This is a genomic window from Alteromonas sp. R7, from assembly GCF_055755235.1.
Genome location: NZ_JBVTQX010000006.1, coordinates 138,921 through 157,908, shown reverse-complemented (window position 1 = coordinate 157,908; position 18,988 = coordinate 138,921). Strand labels below are relative to the sequence as shown.

Genomic DNA, 18,988 nt, shown 5'->3' with positions numbered 1-18,988 from the left:
GTGTTCCCAGTTCCTCTGGCCACAAACGTGAAGTACCTTGGTGGCCTAGAAATTCTACGCATAGTTTGTGCTAATGCATCACAGCTTAATAGCGATATAGCCGCTACTATCCGGCGCACCAAACAAGCGTGCGGCCTGATGGACTTCTTGCGGTAAGCTGTCGTCAGGCTTAAATTTACCACTTACTCGAATATTTTTCATCGTAGTAGGGATAACCGCATCCATCGACAAGCTTAGTAAGTTAGGCTCGCTTACTAGTATTCCAATGTCATCGCCTTCACAACGCAGCTTTGCGGAATAAGTGCCAAAATCAATAGGACCCTGTGTGCCGGCAACTGTCGCGTTTAGCCAATCTCCGGTACCGTTTAGCGATTGACACGCAGGCCCAAACGTTAAGTCACTAAGCGACACTTTAAAGCGCCCTCCAGCATTTACTGGCAGCGGAAGGCGAACTTGTGCAAGCACGCGGTCTACCGGTAAATACAGCGTGAAGTTTTCGGTATTTACACTGTTTTGGCTGAAAAGCCCCGTGGTAATAGGCCCTTCAAATGCAATGTCGTTTTTATCGCGAATATTACCTGCTTTAAGGTTTAATTTAATTTTACCTATCAACATATGTAAGGGACTAAGCTCCCATTTTACATTGTTGATAGGCAGGCCATTAACCACTACAGTTTGTGCCTTGCCGGAAAACAAGGTGCCGCTAACACCACTAACGGCAACATTGCTAGGTAACGCAATACGGCCAATAACGTGAACAGCAGGCATGTAAGCAATGGCAAACAATAAGAAGGCAATAATGCCGCCTATAATCCAACTAACTTTCGACTTCATGCTTTACCTAATTGTAATCGGCGAATTTTGATATAGCCTGGCGCATCGGCCTCGGCAATATCCGCTTGAAGAATAATCACGCCCATATTTTCCATGGCTTTGAGCCATTCTAAAACACTGTTAAACGGCGCCTGATCAACCCACACCTGAAGCTCGTCGCCTTGTGGCTGCATACGAGATATAGCAATGTCGTGCTGAGCAGTAGTGCGGTTTACCGCTTGCGGTAACGAGCCAGAGAATGTTCGTTTACCCCCGCTGCTGCGGCGCAATTGCTGTGCTCTTGCTGCACTGTCTTTTACCCAAACCAACAAGGATTGCTGATTGTCGAGAAGCTGTTTCTGTTTATCTAAAGCAGCATTAAGCGGCGACCATACCGCAAAATAAAATAGCGCAATTATTAATAGCACAGCTGAAACCAGTACTAACTTTTGTTCGCGCTCGGTCAGCGCTTTGTACTTTTCTAAGAGTGCATTCATGAGGTACTCCTTACTGATACTGTACCTACAACGCCATTGTCACGATTATTTATGGCCCCTTGTTCAACCACAAAGCCTGCGTTTTCTGCTGTACGTTTAAACTGCTCTAGCGCTTCAAAGTTTTTACCTTGCGCCTGAATGCGAATCTCAGTGCGGGTGGCATCGAAGCGCAGTGTTTGCGGTTTTACATCAGTGGCTGAAAAAGCCGGAGCGAGCTGGTCTAGCATTATTAGCATAGAGGCACTGCCACCGCCTTGTTCTAACTTGGCAAGCTCGCTTTGTAGCTTCAATCGCACGTTGCGATAGGTACCAATATTGGGGAAACCCGCTTTAACAGCGGTACTAATCTCACTGCTTAACGCCTGATTTTGGGCTTTAAGCTGGTAAAGAGAAAACCCTTTGTCGATAAGGCTGGTGCATAGCGCTAACACTGCTAATACTGCCGCAACACGCCACTGATTCAGAACACCGCTGCGTTTGCGTTTTACTTTGTAATCGCCTTGGCATAGGTTAAAGCCGCTTTGCATCGCCTCTTTTGCCAATACTTGCATAGGCAACTCTAAGGGGGCCTGTGCTTCTTCAATATTTGGCAAACTGCTTAAATCGATACCCGCATAATTGGTAATGGTTATCGGGCTTTCTTGTTGTGCTGTAAAATGGACAAGAGTTGGCAGTAACCATGTTGCCTCGCCCTGCACGCCTTTGAATGTGTCTTGTCGAACGAGAAGCTGTTCACCTAACGTAAGCACTGACCAACCGTTTTCGGTGACTGGCACTGCGAGTACATCAGGAATAATGGTGTCGCAGAATAACCCTGCTTCGCTAAGCCAGGACTGCCACAGCTCCATCTTTTCATGGCTAACTACTGCAACGGCCTGTTCATCGCCTCGCTTAGGGCCGATCGCAAAAAATTGCTGGCTAATGTCAGTGGCAAGCTCGTCTTCTAGCATAAACGGGATGGCAGAAATGATCTTGCGGCCAGCTTTAGGCGGCAGCTCAACCCATTTGAGTAAAATTTCGCTGCTAGGAGCTAAGGCAATAACACTTCGTTGCCCCGCGCGTTCGGTCAGCGAAGATAAGGCTTCTGCATTAGGCAGCTCGCCCGATGCAATAATTTCATCTTCGGTTCGCGAATAAACGAGCCAGCTAATTGGGTCTGTATGGTTGGCGCCTAAACGCACCAAGAGTTGTTCCATCAATAGGTTCCCCCAAACTCGCGATTCACAATACTAACGCCGGTATCGGCATTAACGTGAAACACGGTGGAAAGCTTAAAGGTTGCTTTGTTGTATTGTGTTTTTGTATGCAACATAAAATATTCAGTTTTAACCGAAAACCAATCTTGTCGAGTGCTTGTTAAATTAAGCGCTTGAATAGAGGGCTCGCTTAAAAATGCATTGGTATCGTCCCAGCCGTTTTGCGGGCGACTGCTAATCAAACTTGCGGCCTGCTGAATGTCTAACCCCGTTAGGCCTACAAGTAATGGTGCATCTTCTTCTTCTAATGTGTTGACGTTAATTTTCAACTCATTGTAATCCGGGATCACGCAAACTAATGGCAGTAATGCGTCTAGCCATTGTGGTGATACACCGTTAATAATACGCAATTCACTTTTTGATGCCAGTGGTCCGTTAGCTGCTAAGTAAGGAAACTCTCTGGACTCGTATTCGCTGTCTTCTGCACCGTAAGGGCGCATTCTGTCATCTTCGTCTACCCAGTCGGCTAGACTGTCCCGTAAGGTATCTGCGGTGTAGTTGTCTAGTCCGTCAACGCTAAGCGATAGCAACATAGTGTGAAAAGCGTCCATGGCTTCTGTGGTATTACTCGCCCCACTGCTGCCGGTACCGCTGTTATTGCCAGTGCCCCCTGCACTGCCCGACGTAATCGCGTTTAAATTAAAACACGCTTGCAAATCGTCTAAGTTAGCGGTTAAACCACCGTTTTCTAAAGGATAGCTGAATTCTTGTGCCCAAGGCTGATCTATAGAAATCACATTCGGGCTTTCTTCTATCAAAGACTGGATAGACTTACGCGCAAAAGCCTCGGCTCCCATGGCGTACCAGTAGGCTTGATTGTTGTCTTTTAAGTTCATCGTACGCTGCACCTGAAGCTGCAAGCGTGTACCCATTTCTGTGGCTAATACCGCAACCAAGGCTACTATCATGAGCACAATCATTAATGCCACGCCTTGCTGCTTAGCGGGTGGAGCAATCGACTTGCGCTGAGTACTCTTGATTGTCATGACGATTCACCCGTAGTTAAGGTAAATTCTCTGCGTATTTTTCCGAAGTCTTTACTGACAAACTCAATGGCCACCGCGCGCGGCAGTGCAGCCCCCTTATAACTTTCGCTCCACGACAGGTCTTCGTCTTCGTCTAACGAACTACTGTTAGCGGTGGCAAGAAATTCAATTTTTAAGCTTTCTACATCCTCTAACAGCACACGGACTTTGGGCTCGTAGCCTATGACGTTATCCACATAGTTGCTGTAAAGGCGCTCCAGTTTGTTTTCTCTAAGTCTATAGGCGACAAACTGTAGGGTACTTCGTGGCAACATTAACTGAGGGTTGTGCCACCCTCCGCGTACAAAACCAATGCCGTCATCGTCACTGTCGTCGGTTTCACCGCCAGACATGACCACGTCTTGCTTTTCGCCGTTAACCCTTGCTGCGCGAGGCACGGCTTGCTGAAGGTCTCGCTCAATCGTGATCATGGCACGCTGCAATAATTGAAGTTTTGCAAAACGCTCTTCTGAAATATCATTGCTGTCGATAACTGTGGTAAGTAGACCTGTGGATGCAAGCCCAATTAGGGTGAATATGGCCATAGCAATCAGTATTTCGATAAGCGTAAATCCGCGCTGCATGCTAATTTCCCGCCGTCGGTTTAGCAACGAAAGTGGTTACTGATGTAACTGAACTGCCGTAGCTTTCGTCTTCACCCACCGAAACGGTTACCGATCGCAAGTCGTTGTCGTTGGTTTTTGTCACCGTTTGCTGCCAGTACCACGTGCGATCGGCCATCTCCATCGTGCCTTTTAAATTGTTCTTGGGCGGCCACGTGGTATCTAATTGAAGCTGGTTTAAGCGATTGCTTGCCACCCAGTTGGCAAAGGTGACAGATTCTATTTGCCCAACGCTTGATAAATGCTCGCCTGCAGCTTTAAGTACTGCTGTACCGGTTAGCGCAAAAATAAGCAGGGCGACCATAACCTCCAGTAGCGTCAAGCCACTTTGCTGGCGTGGCGTGACAGGTGCAACGTTCTTTGTCGATGCATCAACGTTGAACGCACTCATAGTGGTCTCTCCAGAGGCCCTTCAAGCACTAAAGGCGGAAGATCTTGGTTTTGCAGGCTGTAATAGACGGGGTTGTCGCCGTCATCACCTTCGTAATTAAACGACAAGGTAAAAGGCGTAATTTCGCCACTCGACATTATAAGCACTTGAGGCGGAGGCAGCTTTTTCTCTTCTTCGTTACCTATTTCAACCCCTTCATCAGAAACACTTAAATTCTCGTCGAACAGCTCCCTGTCAAAGAGCCTGTCTTCAACATCCCATGGTAAGTCGTCTAAATTTAAAGTGAAGGTGAAAGGCTCAGGTAACGTATAAGGTTCGTAGGTTTTTTCGCCTTCGATACGCTGCCACTCATCATCGTCGTCTAAGTAGACAAAGTAGTATTCATTTTTATCGGCTTCAAACCGCACACCAAGCTGTTGTTGATTTAACACCGCAAAATCGCTGGCCATATCAACAATCACCTGCAGGCGTTGCGCTTGGGTTTTTAGCAGGTCAGATTTACTCGCACCGAATGCGTTAAACATAACGTAACCCGCCGCCAATCCCATAAGCAGCAGTACCAGCATGACTTCTAATAGGGTAAAGCCTGCTTTTTTCAAAGATGTACTGCCGCGGTTGCGCATAAAGGTTAGTTCAGGTATTCGTTAATGTTCCAGTTACCAATGTCATCATCAGTACCCGGTTCGCCGTCTGGACCATTAGAGAAAATATCAACTACGCCAAGTTCTCCTGGGCTAATTAGTGCATATGGATTGCCCCACGGATCTTCAGGCAGGCGTTTAATGAAACCACCTTCAGGGTAATTACGTGGAATTGGGTCGATAGTTGGTGCGGTAACTAGCGCTTCTAGTCCCTGTTCTGTGGTTGGAAAGCGGTTGTTACGCAGCTTATACATCTCAAGCGCGCTTTCCATTTGCTGGATGTCTACCGCCGCCTTTTTAAGCTGCGCTTCTTCTTGGTTACCCAAGATTTGCGGTGCCACCATAGACGCCATAATACCGATGATTAGAAGTACGACCATGACTTCAATCAAACTGAAACCAGAACTGCGATTAAGTGTTTTCATTAAATATTCACCATGTTGTTCAATGCTAAAATTGGTTGCAATATTGCCATAACGATAAACAGAACAATGCCTGCCATCGATACAATAAGTAAGGGTTCAAATACCTTAAGTGAGACACCAATAAGCGCTTCAAATTCCCTATCTTGATTATCTGCGGCGCGAGCTAGCATTTGCTGTAGCTCACCCGATTTTTCACCTGACGCAATCATATGCATCATCATTGGTGGAAACATTTTTGTGTTATCCAGCGCAGCCCGAAGGCTGCTGCCTTCTTTAACGTTAATGGCTGCATCTGCCACTTGGTTTTTAATATGCTGATTTTCCAGCACATCACCTGAAATGCGCATAGCCTCTAGTAGTGGAACCGCGCTGGCACTTAAAATACTTAAGGTACGTGCAAAACGCGCGGTATTGAGCCCGCGAGACACCCGGCCAATCAATGGCAAGGTTAACAGCGCTCTGTGGTAGCGTAGCTTCATGTGCTTTTGCTGCAGCACGCGCTGAATAATGACAACAAGCACGGCAATACCAATAAGCATAAATAAGCCGTAATTTTGCAGCCAGGTACTGACAGAAATTAGAAACTGGGTAATGGCCGGGAGGTCTTGCCCCATGTGATCGAACTGCCCTACAATTTTGGGCACTACCACCGTTAACAATAGCAACACGATACCCATTGCAAAAAACAGCATTAGCGATGGATAAATCATCGCCTGAGTAATTTGGCTGCGGGTTTGTTGTCTGCGTTCTGTGTAGTTAGCAAGGCGGTTAAGCACGGTATCTAGGTGACCGGATTTTTCCCCTGCTGCGACCATCGCACGGTATAGCTCGTCGAACACACTTGGAAATTGACCCAATGCATCGGCAAGTCCATGTCCTTCCACGACTTTACTGCGTACTGCCATCATCATGTTTTTCTGACGAGGCTTTTCACACTGCTCGGCTACGGCAAGCAGTGCTTCTTCAACGGGAAGGGCCGATTCGACAAGAGTGGCGAGCTGACGCGTGAGTAGCGCTAAATCTGATGCTGAAATACGGGGTTTAAATAAAGAAAACGACAGGCCTTTGCCTTCGCTTTGTGAGCGCTCTGCGACCTGCTCTACTTCTAAGGGAATTAACCCTTTTTCGCGCAGCTGTTGGCGAACCTGGCGTGCATTATCACCTTCAAGTACGCCATTTGTATTTTTACCGCGGGCATTAACCGCCTTAAAAGCGAATGCCGCCATTTAGTCTTCCCTCGTAACTCGAAGCACTTCTTCAAGTGAGGTAGCGCCCGCCAGCACTTTACTACAGCCGTCTTCACGAATGCTTGGTGTCGTCTTTCTGATGTAGCGTTCAATGGCTTGCTCACCTACACCTTCGTGCATCATCTCGCGCACTTTTTCATCTACCAACAATAGCTCGTGAATACCGGTACGACCGCGATATCCGGTTTGATTACACGCGGCGCAGCCATGGGGCTTGTAGATGGTGGTCTCGCTTGTGGCGTTTTGCCCTAATACTTCAAGCTCAGAAGCGTCAGGCGTATGTGGCTTTTTGCAATCTGGGCACAGGGTACGAACGAGCCGCTGTGACAAGACGGCCAATAAGCTCGAAGACAGCAGAAATGGCTCAATACCCATGTCTTCTAAACGGGTGATCGCGCCTGCTGCCGTATTGGTATGCAGAGTAGAGAGTACTAAGTGACCGGTTAAACTGGCTTGAACAGCAATTTGCGCCGTTTCGATATCACGAATCTCACCCACCATCACTACATCGGGGTCTTGACGCAAAATAGCGCGAAGGCCTCTGGCGAAGGTCATATCTACGCGAGGGTTAACCTGCGTTTGTCCAATACCAGGAAGGTCAAATTCGATAGGATCTTCAACCGTTAAGATGTTTCTGTCTCGCGAGTTTATCTCGGTTAACCCTGCATACAGGGTGGTACTTTTACCCGAGCCCGTGGGGCCGGTAACCAAAATAATGCCGTGAGGTTTTCGAATAAGAGATGAAAAGTGATTACGGTTTTGCAGCGTCATGCCTAAATCTTCTAGATTTAAGCGCGCATTGTTTTTATCCAGTAGACGCAATACCACACGCTCGCCGTGGCTTGAAGGCATGGTCGAAACACGCACATCTACTGCTCGCCCAGCAATACGCAATGTAATACGGCCATCCTGGGGCACGCGTTTCTCGGCGATATCTAACTTCGCCATAACTTTAATACGCGATACCAGCATGGAAGAAAGTTTGCGATTCGGGCGCAAAATTTCGCGTAATACGCCGTCTACCCTGAAGCGAACCACAAGCTGGTTTTCAAAGGTTTCAATGTGAATGTCTGACGCGCCTTCTTTAATCGCCTCGCCCAACATGGCGTTGATAAGCTTGATAATAGGCGCATCGTCTTCACTGTCTAACAGGTCTTCAGTGTCAGGCAAGTCTTCAGCAAGAGCGAACAAATCACTCTCGTTGCCAAGGTCTTCCATTAGCTGTTTAGCCGCAGAGCTATCGCGCTGAAACGCACTGGTAAGCAGGCTTTCAAATTCGTTCGCAGGAATAGTTTTCGGTACAAAGGGCTCGCCGTAGAAACGTCGCACTTCGGCGAATACATCAAACGGCGTATTCTCTGTAAAATATAAAACCGCAGGGGTTTCATTGGTTTCCAGCAATACCTGATTGCGCTTCGCAAAGCTAAAAGAAAGCTGTCTTGGACCGGCCTCCTCTTCAGGCAAACCTGCGTCTTCACCCATGGCTTCTAAGGCTTCTTCTTGCGCCTCTAATGCCTGAGTAATTTGTTCGTCCTGCCCTGCCATGCTAGTCGTTACCTTCTTCTTGTTTCTGCTTCTCTTTCTCAGAAAGGTACTCTTCGAATGAAGGTGGCAACGCTAGCGCATCATCCCATTGTGGAATAGTCGGGGTTTCTTCGTAAGGCATTAGCGAAACACCTTCTTGCTGGCGTTTTAGCTGCAGTGCGCGAATGTAATTGTATTTGCGATGGCTGATTGTATTCATGGTTGCACCGTCACGGACAATGGTCGGTTTCAAGAACACCATCAAGTTACGCTTACGCTTGCTGGTTGATGTAGATTTGAATAAATGGCCTAGAATTGGAATATCACCCAGTAGTGGTACCTTAGATTCACTCTCTTGAACGTCTTCGTCGATAAGGCCGCCAAGAACAATAGTACCGCCATCATCAACAATAACCGTGGTCTTAATTTCACGCTTGTTAATTGAAATATCTACCGATGTAGCGCCACTTACGCTAGACACTTCTTGTTCGATAAGCAGCTGTACCGCGTCGCCTTCATTGATTTGTGGCGTCACTTTAAGTTTGATACCCACTTCTTGGCGGTCAACAGTTTGGAAAGGGTTAGAGTTATTCGCGCCCGTTGTTGTACCTGTAATAATAGGCACTTCCTGACCTACGATGAAAAACGCTTCTTCGTTATCCATAGTCGTTAAGTGAGGCGTAGCAAGAATATTAGAGTTGGTATCTGTGCTGACCGCTTGTACCACAGCACCCCAGCCATTTTCGATAACGCCCGCAATTAAGCCATTAGCACCGCCTAAAAGGCTCGCTAATGCAGTGTAATCGCCTTCTCGCGTGTTTGTTACTGTATAAGGAGAACCGTCATCAGACACATAGGTTTCAGTGTTAGTATCTTCTTCAGCTTGTTTTAGCGCAACCGCTAGGCTTCCCACTGGTACAACACCATTATTAAACTGGGTACCACCACCTTGTTCTGACACCCACTGCACACCCAAAGTAGTGCCGTCACCTTCAAAGACCTCAACAATGATGGCTTCAACTTGTACTTGCGCACGGCGAATATCAAGTTGACGTACAACCTCTTCTAATGAGCGCATCATGTCCGGCTCTGCGGTAATAACAATGGCATTAGAATCTTCGTGCGCATCAATGCTGATTTCACGGTTAGAGCCAGCTCGACGTGACGTAGTGCCACCACCTTGCTCTTCAGCTTGAATGCTTGCAGATACGCCCTGTAATACTTTTACTAAATCTTCCGCTTTAGCGTAGTTAAGAAACAGCACGCGGGTATTGCCGTTTGACTCAAGCTCTTGGTCCATGCGCTGAATAAGGTTAATAAGACGCTGACGCGCTTTAATATCACCGCTTACAATAACTGAGTTAGTTCTGTCGTCTGCCACTACGCGAGGCTCAGACTTAGTACCAGTATTGGCTTTACCTTGTGACTTATTAATACTGTCAATAATGCGCACCATTTCTGATGCTGACGCATAGCGAAGTTTAACGATTTCAACTTCTTCGTCACCGGCACGGTCCACGCGCTCGATAATTTCTACCAGTCGGTTCACTACCGCTGCACGGCCGGTTAGCATCATCACATTTGATGGGTCGTGGCTAACTACGTTACCGCCGCCCGCTTGGTCATTTAGCTGGCGTAAAATAGGCGCAAGTTCACGTACCGGTACGTTATACACAGGAACAACGCGAGTGATCATTTCGTCGCCGTCGCGGTTAGCGCCTTCCACTACTGGAATGTTCGATGTTTTGGCGTCTTTAGAGCGAACCACTTTCAAAATACCGCTAGGCATTTCTACAACGGCGAAGTCATACACTTGAAGTACGTTTAGGAAAAACTGGTAATACTGATCTTCATCGAGCATGTCGTAGCTGCGTACGCTTATTTTCCCACGTACGTTGGGGTCGACAATAATAGTGCGCTCTAGATTTTTACCAACGATATTAATGAACTCGTTAATGTCGGTATCTTTGAAATTAGGCATGTACTCAGCGGCTGTCACCGAGAAACACAGAAGCGCCGTGCACATGGCTGTGCTCAAGCGAGATAATAGTTTTTGGCTAGTGCGCCTTTTCATTCTAACTTCCTTCATTTCCTAACTTGTCGATGACCGAATTGCTTTATTTGTTATTTTGTATACCTAGCGACAATATAGTGCTACTACCGTTAGTGGTATTAAGACTCGGGTAAATCTAGGTATAGCGTAGTTAAACCGCCATCTCGAATAATCGTTAATTCTATAGTTTGTGCATTGCGTAGCTCAGACAGCGCCTCTTGCGATTGCTGCAAGTCGGTAAGGTCTAGCCCGTTAATCTGTGTAATGACATCACCAGCCTGAAGCCCTGCCGATTTAAATAATTCAGGCTCTTTGCCTGGGCTCACTTGGTAGCCGATAAGCTGGCCTTCTTCAGTTTTTGGCGATATTGAAATAAAGTCTGTGAAGTTGGCTGGACGTTCTCGCAGAGCTGCAGTCGCCTCTAATGCTTCATCGCTAAGCTCAACGGTGTCTTCTTCTAATTCTTCTGGCTCAGGTCGATTTCTTGCCTGCATTTCACGGCGACGATTAGCTTCGTCGTAGTCAATTCCGTCAAGCATCAGGGTTTCGTTTCTCACCCCGTTCTTAATAATAACGCGATCGTTGTACACTTTTTGCAACGTGGCATTGGTGCCTTCAATCTTCTCACCTAAGCCATAAACCGCTTGGCTGCCGCGATTTTCAATAATAGCGGTACCCGCCTCCTGCTCTGAACTGGCCACAACGCCCGTCAGAGTTAGGTTTAAGCGCGTTTCTGGCGCGTCAGTAACTTCGGCTACCGGTTCAGCGGGTTTAGCCGCTGCATTACCAAACAGATTCAACTGTTGTATTTTGGCAATGTTGACCCCATTTTGGCCTGACGACGAAGAAATAACTGGAGCACGGCTTACTGTGGGTGTCGCAGATAGTTGAGGTTCGGGTATAATTCGCCACACGAGTTTGGCAGCAAATGCAATTAAATACAGGCTGAGCAGAACCACTACGATGGTATGTAGCTGTTTTTGATGCTGGTTCAGATAAACAACCAGAGATTGTGGGTTGGGTTTATTGAATGTCATGCTGCCACTGATGGTACTGCTTTATTATAATATAGTGAATTTTTGGTTAACCGCGCTTTAGCAAACCCATAATAGCCTAGTAAAGGTGAGGGTCACAACACTAAAGCCACACCATTACGAAAATATTACATGAGCCAATCGGATAGCAACAATACAACACAAAATGTCAGGCTGGACAAGTGGCTATGGGCTGCAAGGTTCTTTAAGACCCGCGCAATAGCAAGAGACATGGTGCAGTCGGGAAAAGTCCAGTACAACGGGCAAAGAGCCAAACCTGGCAAGCATGTAGAGCTTGGCGCCATGATTAAAGTTCCCTCAGGATGGGATAATCGTGAAATTAAGGTGCTAGGCTTAAGTGACAAGCGTTTGAGCGCGCCTTTGGCGCAGGCGCTTTTTGAAGAGACGATTGAAAGTGTAACAAAACGTGAAGAAAACCAAACGGCGCGCAAAATGAACGCCTTTCACAGCCCTAAACCAGATCATAGACCTGATAAAAAGCAGCGACGACAGATTATTAAATTTAAGCAGCAATAATGAGCTGCTCAACAGGATTAGTTATGAGCGATTTCGATAAATTACACCGCTTCTTATTTACCCAAGCTAACGTTCGTGGCGAATTGGTTCGTCTTGATGAGAGCTTAACGCAAATTGTGCACAGCTATGAATACCCTGTGCAAATTCAAGCATTGTTAAGTGAAATGGCGGCAGCGACGTCATTGCTAACGGCGACGCTTAAGTTTAAGGGTGAAATTTCACTTCAAATTCAAAGCAAAGGCCCGGTAAGTTACGCGGTATTAAACGCCACTCACGAACAAACGCTTCGCGGTGTGGCGCGCTGGGACGAGACATTAGAAACATTACCTGAAACGTTTTCAGAGTTATTGTCTCAAGCGGTATTGGTCATTACTATCACACCAGATGAAGGCGAGCGTTATCAAGGCGTTGTCGCATTAGATAAACCTTCTCTAGCTGAATGTATTGAAGGCTACTTTGCTCAGTCAGAGCAGCTAGCGACCAGCGTGCACCTAATGACCGACATGAGCGACCCTAAAAACGCGAAAGCGTCGGGTGTGTTACTCCAGGTATTACCTACCGATGCCAGCGCTACCGATGTGTCGCAAGCCAATGAGTTTGCTCATATCACTAAGCTTACTCAAACGTTGACCAAAGAAGAGATGTTTACGTTGTCGGTTGAAGACATTTTATATCGTCTTTACCACCAAGAAGACGTGGAAGTGTATCCAGCGAAGGACGTAACCTTTGCCTGCTCATGCTCAAAGGAGCGCAGCGCTGAAGCACTTCGTCACGTTGAGAAGTCTGAGCTTCATGCCATTATTGCTGAAGAAGGTGCGATCAAAATGAACTGCCAGTACTGTCATACAGAATATCGCTTCGATAGTATCGACGTAGAGGCTATTCACAGCGGCAACTTCGACGCACCGTCTTCAAATCAGTAACTACTTGTTTACTGCTGTGTTAAAGCACCTTCTTTTGAAGGTGCTTTTTGTTTCTGAATCTCTCACCTTCTAGATAGGTTCATTTTTCCAACACTTCACTTGTGGTTAAAAAATGCCCAGTAGTAAGTGTTTAACTTTCCTACATCATCCTATTTTCCTTTTCTTCCTGTTGTGGTGAAAATTTTCACCTTCACTTTCTAAGAAAAATTGTCATTTTTTATTTTGAAATTCATCGATCAATATAGGTTTTCTACGCCCTATTTTTGCATTTATACCCAAGGAAAAGGCTTTCCTTGTAATTAATTTACAATATTTATGAAATTAACATATGAGAAATAGTGAGTATGTGTTTTATAAATGCGCGCTGGGCCTTGTTTACATTACACTCGAAGAGGTGATACTTTTTTGAAAGTACTTTTGAAAAATTACATATAGGGTAACAGCCATGACCGCAGCAGCCTCAATTCAAACGGAGCTGAAAGTAACGCCACTCACCGACCTGCCAAATGCAGAACTTATCGAGCGCGCCGTCAAGCGCGGCGAAGGTGTCCTTGACAAAAACGGGGCGCTTGTCGTAGAGACCGGAAAACGAACCGGTCGCTCTCCAAATGATAGATTTATCGTTAAAGAGTCAACAACCGAAAATGACATCGATTGGGGCAAGGTGAATAAGCCTTTTGACGCTGACAAATTTGATGCGCTGTGGGACCGCGTTGAAGCCTACCTGTCTACCCAAGAACACTTTCTTTCACATCTTCAAGTGGGCTCAGACCCTGAACATGCTTTGTCGCTTGAAGTAAGAACGCAAACCGCGTGGCAGCACGTTTTTGCCCGCAACCTTTTTATTATTCCTGAACAATGGAATGTTAAAGGCGACCAGCCTTGGCAAATCTTAAACGTACCTGGTTTCACTTGTGAGCCAGAGCGTGACGGCACTAACAGCGACGGCACAGTTATCATCAACTTCGCTAAAAAGCGTGTGTTGCTTGCTGGCATGCGTTACGCGGGCGAAATGAAAAAAGCCATGTTCTCCGTGCAAAACTTCCTGCTTCCGGCAAAAGACGTGCTACCTATGCACTGTTCTGCCAACGTGGGTGAAGAAGGCGATGTGACTCTGTTCTTCGGTCTTTCAGGCACAGGTAAAACCACGCTTTCAGCCGATCCTAAGCGCTTCTTGATTGGTGACGACGAGCACGGCTGGGCACCAGGTAGCGTATTTAATATTGAAGGCGGTTGCTACGCTAAATGTATCGACCTATCTCAAAAGAACGAGCCAGTAATTTGGAATGCTATCAAGTTTGGTACCATCCTAGAAAACGTAGTGCTTGATGAAACACGCACGCCGGACTATACCGACACATCGTTAACCCAAAACTCACGTGCGGCCTACCCGCTTTCGCACATTGAAAAGCGCGTTGCTGAAAACCGAGGCGGCGAACCTCGCTCGGTTGTATTTTTGACCTGTGACGTAAGTGGCGTATTGCCTCCTGTTTCAGTGCTAAGTGAAGAAGCTGCGGCGTATCACTTCTTAAGCGGTTACACAGCGAAAGTCGGCTCTACTGAAATTGGCTCTACTAGCGATATTGAATCAACCTTCTCAACTTGTTTTGGTGCGCCTTTCTTCCCGCGCCCAGCAGGCGTGTATGCAGAGCTTCTGATTAAGCGTGTTAAAGCGTTTGGCGCTAAGGTTTACTTGGTTAATACCGGTTGGACAGGCGGCCCTTACGGCACAGGTAGCCGTTTTGATATCCCTACTACGCGCGCCATCATTGATGCGATTGTATCGGGTAACTTGGCTGATGTTGAAACTCAGCACATTGACGCGTTAAACCTAGATGTGCCAGTGGCAATAGACGGTGTAGACAGCAATTTGCTTGTGCCACAAAACACGTGGGCAGACAAAGAGAAGTACAACGAATACGCCGCTAACTTAGTCAACGACTTTAAACAGAACTTTGAAAAATACGACGTTAGCGACGCTATCGTTAAAGCCGGGCCGGGTAACTAACACTCGGTCTGCCCCTTCCCAACGTTCATCACTCTCAACGTGATTGATGTTTTGCCCGCACCGTGTTGCGGGCTTTTTTTGTGTTGTTGTTAACAAATTTAACATTATGAATACGTATGTTTATTTAAGTTGAGCAAGGCACTAGCTATCATTCACCGTACACAAGAAGGCTTTAATTAAGCGCGCTTCGTTAATTAAGTGCGGTTCGCTAATTAGGTGCGCTTCGCTTTGAAGCATAAAGAAGGTTTTGAGCATGATAGACAGGAAACAGCGTATAGCACTTGCATGTGCTGGTTTGGCATTTTTCTCGGTAAATACGGTAGCCGAAGTTCAAACAGCGACACTCGAAAAAGCAACGCTAAATATTGATACGGATACCAATGACTTCACGATAAGCGCGTTGCACGATAGTGGCTTTCAAGTAACGTATCTTACTGATGATAATGGCACGCCTTACGCAAATCTACCGTCTATGGCGCTTCCCGAGCCCGCGTTGACTGATGTTACAGACAAAAAAGCTAATGATGTAGAGCTAGTTGAAACTGCGACAACCCTAATCTTAAAACTCAATAATATTGCAGCGCATGTTGATAAGGCGACGCACGCTATCAGTTATTCTGTTAACGGCAAAATTGTCGCGAAAGAGCAAGGCGGACTAAGTATTTCCAGTAAAGGCGTCAGCCTGTCGTTTGCGTTAGATGAAAACGAAAAGCTCTACGGCGGTGGCCAGCGCGTTTTAGGTATGGATCGTCGTGGTCATAGCATGCCGCTATATAACAAAGCACATTATGGATACACCACATCGTCAAACCAAATGTATTTTGGGCTGTCGGCCGTGATGTCTTCAAAAAATTACAGCGTATTGTTCGATAACACCGCTTCTGGTGAGCTAGATATTGGCAAAACGAACAGCGACGAGTTGCTATTTAAAGCACAAGGTGGCCGTGCTAGCTACATCATGGTGTTGGGTGAAAATTTAGAAGATACAGTAAGGTCTACCGTTGCAGTCACGGGAAAACAGCCGCTTCCTCCACGCTGGCTACTCGGTAACTTTGCGTCTCGATTTGGCTATAAATCACAAAATGAAGTGATGGATGTTATCGATGCCTTTAACACGCAAGATATTCCCGTTGATGCCGTAGTGCTTGATTTATATTGGTTTGGCAAAGACATTAAAGGGCACATGGGGAACTTAAGCTGGGACACTGTCGCTTTTCCTGAGCCTGAGAAAATGATTAGTGAGCTACGCGCTCAAGACGTAAAAACCGTGCTGATAACAGAGCCTTTTATTCTTACGACGTCAAAACAATGGGAAAGCGCCGTTGCCAGTAATGCCCTTGCTCAAAACGATGATGGTGCGCCGTATACCTTCGATTTTTATTTTGGCAATACCGGCCTTGTTGATGTGTTCAGTGAAGCGGGTCAAAATTGGTTTTGGCAATATTATGAAAAGCTTGCTGCACAGGGTGTTGCCGGCTGGTGGGGCGACTTGGGTGAGCCTGAAGTGCACCCTGATGACATTCAGCACATGTGGCAGTCTACAAAAGTAAGCGGCGCAGAAGTGCACAATGCCTACGGTCATCAGTGGGCGAAAACCGTGTATAACAATTTAACTGCGCTACAACCCGACACGCGCCCCTTTGTGCTGATGCGTTCAGGCTTTTTGGGCAGTCAACGGTACGGAATGGTGCCGTGGACAGGCGATGTGAGTCGAAGCTGGGGCGGACTTAAACCTCAGGTAGAGTTGGCACTTCAAATGAGTGTTTTTGGAATGGCGTATACCCATTCCGACTTAGGTGGGTTTGCTGGAGGTGAAACCTTTGATCCCGAGCTTTATACAAGATGGCTTCAGTTCGGTACCTTTTCACCGGTATTTAGGCCTCATGCTCAAGATAATATTGCGCCGGAGCCAATTTTCCACGCCGACCCCGTAAAGTCTATTGCGCGCAAGTTTATCCAACTTCGCTATGACATGCTGCCTTATAACTATTCATTGGCCTTTGAAAATGCGCTTTACGGTACGCCATTAATGCGCCCGTTAGCTATGGCGTACGGTGAAAGCGATTGGTTTGAAAATGCAGACAGTTATCTGTGGGGCGATGGCCTGTTAGTTTCTCCTGTGACGAGCGCTAACCAAACGGTGTGGCCGACCAAGTTGCCTGAAGGCGTATGGTTTGATTTTTTCTCTGATACGAAATACCAAGGTGACCAAACCGTTAACTACCCGCTAAGCCAAGACAATTTCCCAGTGTGGGTAAAAGCAGGAAGCTTTATGCCAATGGCAGACGGGCTTAGCCGCACAGAGCAGTTTGATGCCCGTAAAATAGAAATGCATTACTGGCATGACAATTCAGTGAATTCATCTTCATATGGTTATTACGAGGATGACGGCAAAAATCCAGCGTCTGTCAAAAAAGGCTTATATACAAAGCTACTTCTTAATGCGTCAGTAGACGATAGGGCCGCATTAACCCTGACGCTTGATAGCGAAGGCAGCTATATAGGTATGCCTAAGCAGCGAGACATCACCTACATCGTGCATGGTTTAAGCGAAAAACCACAGAGCGTTTCACTTGATGGCAGGAGCGTACCTGTAATGTGGGATGAAAAAGGGAAAACGCTTTCACTTGCATTTTCTTGCGATTATCAGCAATCTGTAAAGGTAGTGATTATGTGATAATTAAGGGCTGCTGTTCTTTCTTGCACAGTAAAGGTCAGCGCCCTCAAAAGGTTCACTTTGTGGTCAAGGGGCATAACTACGCTGTGCCCTCACGCCTAAATCGGATGTCTTTCTACTGATATCAGCCATGGAGCCTAAATGAGCCGACTTCCTGCCACCATCGTTATTTTTGCTGGTTTTTTTCTAATTGGTAAATTGTTTCTCTTGTGGGGAATATTACTGCCAGATATTGCAGCCGATCTGCAAATGTCTGAAGTAGTCAGTGGCGCACTTTTCTCGCTTTTCTCTGTAGGCATGATGTTAGGCGCTGTGATTGGTGGCAAGTATGCCAGTCGCTTCGAATATATGCCGCTACTCGCCACGTTATTCAGTATGAATACGGCGCTGTTGCTGCTTGTGTCAGTGCTTACCGCTTGGCAATGGTTTTTGGTATTAGCGGTATTAATAGGTGTGGTGAGCTCAACAATATTTACTATTGGCCACACGCTTATTGCACGAATGTACGCAGAAAAGCGCTTTACTATGATGGGCTTAATGGACTTTATGTTCAGCTTAGGAACGTTTGCGGCGTCGTTCTTTGTAACACTGCTATACCTTGTTGAGCACAACTGGCGCTTACCTATTCAGGTGTTGGCAGGCGTTATGATTTTGCTTTCGTGCTACGCATTTATTGCGGCGCGCTCTCAGGCAAAAGTACTTAAAGGTCAGCCAAAAGCGCCTAAAAAGACCTTGGCATTTGGGGTCATTATTAAGCAGCCTGTTTTCATATTTCTAACTTTGCTTACCTTTGGCTATGGTGCTGTAGAATTTGGTAACGCGAACTGGTTTGTGAGCTATGCGCAAAACGGCTTAGGCTTTACCGGCGAACAGTCGCGAAACTTACTGGCATTTTTTACCGCTGGTATGGTGATAAGCCGCCTTACTTTCCCGTTTTTACTGCGATTTGTATCGGTACACCGCATGATTGTGCTTATGGCAACAGCATCGCTAGCAGGTGTATTCGCACTGAAGTTAATGCCTTCATTTTACGGGATTGGCGCAGGTAATTTACTGCTCGGCTTAGGGCTAGGTGGGCTCTTCCCGTTAGCACTGTCTGCTGCAATGAATATCGACAGTGACAACGGCCCGGTACTTTCTGGTATTTCTATTATCGGTAACTCTACTGGCGTGCAAGTGGCATCGTTTTCTACCGGACTATGGGCGAACTTCGCGCCACTTACTACGGCGTTTTGGGTGATCCCACTTGGCGGCTGCGTGCTGTGGTTGGCGTCTTATGGATACAGCCGAAAAATTAAGTACCACAGAAGTTAA

Annotated in this window: 17 protein-coding genes; 5 read left to right on the top strand and 12 right to left on the bottom strand. The window is 46.7% G+C overall.

The genetic code is table 11. The features are described from left to right. Positions 1-78 precede the first annotated feature (78 nt). The 12 genes from AC0J2X_RS11580 to gspC form a co-directional block, all read right to left on the bottom strand. Positions 79-834, bottom strand: a complete 756-nt coding sequence (locus tag AC0J2X_RS11580) for a type II secretion system protein N (RefSeq protein ID WP_039228726.1) — start codon at positions 832-834, stop codon at positions 79-81. After that, entirely contained in the window at positions 831-1,310 is a 480-nt protein-coding gene (gene gspM / locus AC0J2X_RS11575) for a type II secretion system protein GspM (RefSeq protein ID WP_014977776.1), read from the bottom strand. The genes AC0J2X_RS11580 and gspM overlap by 4 nt, the downstream gene beginning before the upstream one ends. Beyond that, the gene (gspL, locus tag AC0J2X_RS11570; protein ID WP_039228724.1) at positions 1,307-2,506 is read right to left on the bottom strand and encodes a type II secretion system protein GspL; all 1,200 of its coding nucleotides are present in this window, start codon (positions 2,504-2,506) and stop codon (positions 1,307-1,309) included. The genes gspM and gspL overlap by 4 nt, the downstream gene beginning before the upstream one ends. Beyond that, a complete protein-coding gene (gene gspK / locus AC0J2X_RS11565; protein ID WP_069945199.1) occupies positions 2,506-3,552 on the bottom strand; it encodes a type II secretion system minor pseudopilin GspK in 1,047 nt (348 codons plus the stop codon). The genes gspL and gspK overlap by 1 nt, the downstream gene beginning before the upstream one ends. Then, the gene (gene gspJ / locus AC0J2X_RS11560) at positions 3,549-4,175 is read right to left on the bottom strand and encodes a type II secretion system minor pseudopilin GspJ (protein WP_014951312.1); all 627 of its coding nucleotides are present in this window, start codon (positions 4,173-4,175) and stop codon (positions 3,549-3,551) included. Before gspJ ends, gspK begins: the two co-directional genes overlap by 4 nt. Before the next feature lies 1 nt (position 4,176). Beyond that, complete coding sequence (gspI, locus tag AC0J2X_RS11555) at positions 4,177-4,605, bottom strand: type II secretion system minor pseudopilin GspI (protein ID WP_014951311.1); 429 nt, start codon at positions 4,603-4,605, stop codon at positions 4,177-4,179. Next, positions 4,602-5,228 (bottom strand): type II secretion system minor pseudopilin GspH, encoded by a 627-nt coding sequence (gene gspH / locus AC0J2X_RS11550; RefSeq protein ID WP_014977775.1) that lies wholly within the window; start codon positions 5,226-5,228, stop codon positions 4,602-4,604. Before gspH ends, gspI begins: the two co-directional genes overlap by 4 nt. Before the next feature lie 5 nt (positions 5,229-5,233). Next, positions 5,234-5,671 carry a type II secretion system major pseudopilin GspG gene (gspG, locus tag AC0J2X_RS11545; protein WP_014951309.1) on the bottom strand — a complete coding sequence of 146 codons (438 nt, stop codon included), beginning with the start codon at positions 5,669-5,671 and terminating at the stop codon, positions 5,234-5,236. Beyond that, complete coding sequence (gspF, locus tag AC0J2X_RS11540; protein WP_472996055.1) at positions 5,671-6,897, bottom strand: type II secretion system inner membrane protein GspF; 1,227 nt, start codon at positions 6,895-6,897, stop codon at positions 5,671-5,673. Before gspF ends, gspG begins: the two co-directional genes overlap by 1 nt. Continuing rightward, positions 6,898-8,463, bottom strand: coding sequence for a type II secretion system ATPase GspE (gspE, locus tag AC0J2X_RS11535; RefSeq protein WP_014980696.1), 1,566 nt, complete (start codon positions 8,461-8,463; stop codon positions 6,898-6,900). It abuts the gene before it with no gap. Between the two features lies 1 nt (position 8,464). Next, positions 8,465-10,516: a type II secretion system secretin GspD gene (gspD, locus tag AC0J2X_RS11530; protein WP_015000022.1), complete on the bottom strand. Its 2,052-nt coding sequence runs from the start codon at positions 10,514-10,516 to the stop codon at positions 8,465-8,467. Positions 10,517-10,614: 98 nt separating this feature from the next. Further along, positions 10,615-11,532 carry a type II secretion system protein GspC gene (gene gspC, locus AC0J2X_RS11525; RefSeq protein ID WP_069945197.1) on the bottom strand — a complete coding sequence of 306 codons (918 nt, stop codon included), beginning with the start codon at positions 11,530-11,532 and terminating at the stop codon, positions 10,615-10,617. A 129-nt stretch (positions 11,533-11,661) separates the two neighbouring features. Here gspC and hslR point away from each other — a divergent pair, with 129 nt between their 5' ends. The 5 genes from hslR (at position 11,662) to AC0J2X_RS11500 (ending at position 18,988) form a co-directional block, all read left to right on the top strand. Then, complete coding sequence (hslR, locus tag AC0J2X_RS11520; protein WP_014977772.1) at positions 11,662-12,066, top strand: ribosome-associated heat shock protein Hsp15; 405 nt, start codon at positions 11,662-11,664, stop codon at positions 12,064-12,066. A 23-nt stretch (positions 12,067-12,089) separates the two neighbouring features. Further along, positions 12,090-12,989 carry an Hsp33 family molecular chaperone HslO gene (gene hslO / locus AC0J2X_RS11515; protein WP_069945268.1) on the top strand — a complete coding sequence of 300 codons (900 nt, stop codon included), beginning with the start codon at positions 12,090-12,092 and terminating at the stop codon, positions 12,987-12,989. A 445-nt stretch (positions 12,990-13,434) separates the two neighbouring features. Next, a complete protein-coding gene (locus AC0J2X_RS11510) occupies positions 13,435-14,997 on the top strand; it encodes a phosphoenolpyruvate carboxykinase (protein ID WP_069945196.1) in 1,563 nt (520 codons plus the stop codon). Between the two features lie 253 nt (positions 14,998-15,250). Continuing rightward, a complete protein-coding gene (locus AC0J2X_RS11505; RefSeq protein ID WP_069945195.1) occupies positions 15,251-17,674 on the top strand; it encodes a TIM-barrel domain-containing protein in 2,424 nt (807 codons plus the stop codon). A 141-nt stretch (positions 17,675-17,815) separates the two neighbouring features. Then, positions 17,816-18,988, top strand: a complete 1,173-nt coding sequence (locus AC0J2X_RS11500; protein WP_039235783.1) for an MFS transporter — start codon at positions 17,816-17,818, stop codon at positions 18,986-18,988.

What these genes read in the sequence shown, in the direction of transcription:
- AC0J2X_RS11505 (WP_069945195.1), top strand. Translation starts at nt 15,251, where the DNA reads ATGATAGACAGGAAACAGCGTATAGCACTTGCATGTGCTGGTTTGGCA.
- AC0J2X_RS11510 (WP_069945196.1), top strand. Translation starts at nt 13,435, where the DNA reads ATGACCGCAGCAGCCTCAATTCAAACGGAGCTGAAAGTAACGCCACTC.
- gspF (WP_472996055.1), bottom strand. Translation starts at nt 6,897, where the DNA reads ATGGCGGCATTCGCTTTTAAGGCGGTTAATGCCCGCGGTAAAAATACA.
- gspH (WP_014977775.1), bottom strand. Translation starts at nt 5,228, where the DNA reads ATGCGCAACCGCGGCAGTACATCTTTGAAAAAAGCAGGCTTTACCCTA.
- gspK (WP_069945199.1), bottom strand. Translation starts at nt 3,552, where the DNA reads ATGACAATCAAGAGTACTCAGCGCAAGTCGATTGCTCCACCCGCTAAG.
- gspC (WP_069945197.1), bottom strand. Translation starts at nt 11,532, where the DNA reads ATGACATTCAATAAACCCAACCCACAATCTCTGGTTGTTTATCTGAAC.
- hslO (WP_069945268.1), top strand. Translation starts at nt 12,090, where the DNA reads ATGAGCGATTTCGATAAATTACACCGCTTCTTATTTACCCAAGCTAAC.
- gspL (WP_039228724.1), bottom strand. Translation starts at nt 2,506, where the DNA reads ATGGAACAACTCTTGGTGCGTTTAGGCGCCAACCATACAGACCCAATT.
- gspI (WP_014951311.1), bottom strand. Translation starts at nt 4,605, where the DNA reads ATGAGTGCGTTCAACGTTGATGCATCGACAAAGAACGTTGCACCTGTC.
- AC0J2X_RS11580 (WP_039228726.1), bottom strand. Translation starts at nt 834, where the DNA reads ATGAAGTCGAAAGTTAGTTGGATTATAGGCGGCATTATTGCCTTCTTA.
- AC0J2X_RS11500 (WP_039235783.1), top strand. Translation starts at nt 17,816, where the DNA reads ATGAGCCGACTTCCTGCCACCATCGTTATTTTTGCTGGTTTTTTTCTA.
- gspD (WP_015000022.1), bottom strand. Translation starts at nt 10,516, where the DNA reads ATGAAAAGGCGCACTAGCCAAAAACTATTATCTCGCTTGAGCACAGCC.
- gspM (WP_014977776.1), bottom strand. Translation starts at nt 1,310, where the DNA reads ATGAATGCACTCTTAGAAAAGTACAAAGCGCTGACCGAGCGCGAACAA.
- gspE (WP_014980696.1), bottom strand. Translation starts at nt 8,463, where the DNA reads ATGGCAGGGCAGGACGAACAAATTACTCAGGCATTAGAGGCGCAAGAA.
- gspJ (WP_014951312.1), bottom strand. Translation starts at nt 4,175, where the DNA reads ATGCAGCGCGGATTTACGCTTATCGAAATACTGATTGCTATGGCCATA.
- gspG (WP_014951309.1), bottom strand. Translation starts at nt 5,671, where the DNA reads ATGAAAACACTTAATCGCAGTTCTGGTTTCAGTTTGATTGAAGTCATG.
- hslR (WP_014977772.1), top strand. Translation starts at nt 11,662, where the DNA reads ATGAGCCAATCGGATAGCAACAATACAACACAAAATGTCAGGCTGGAC.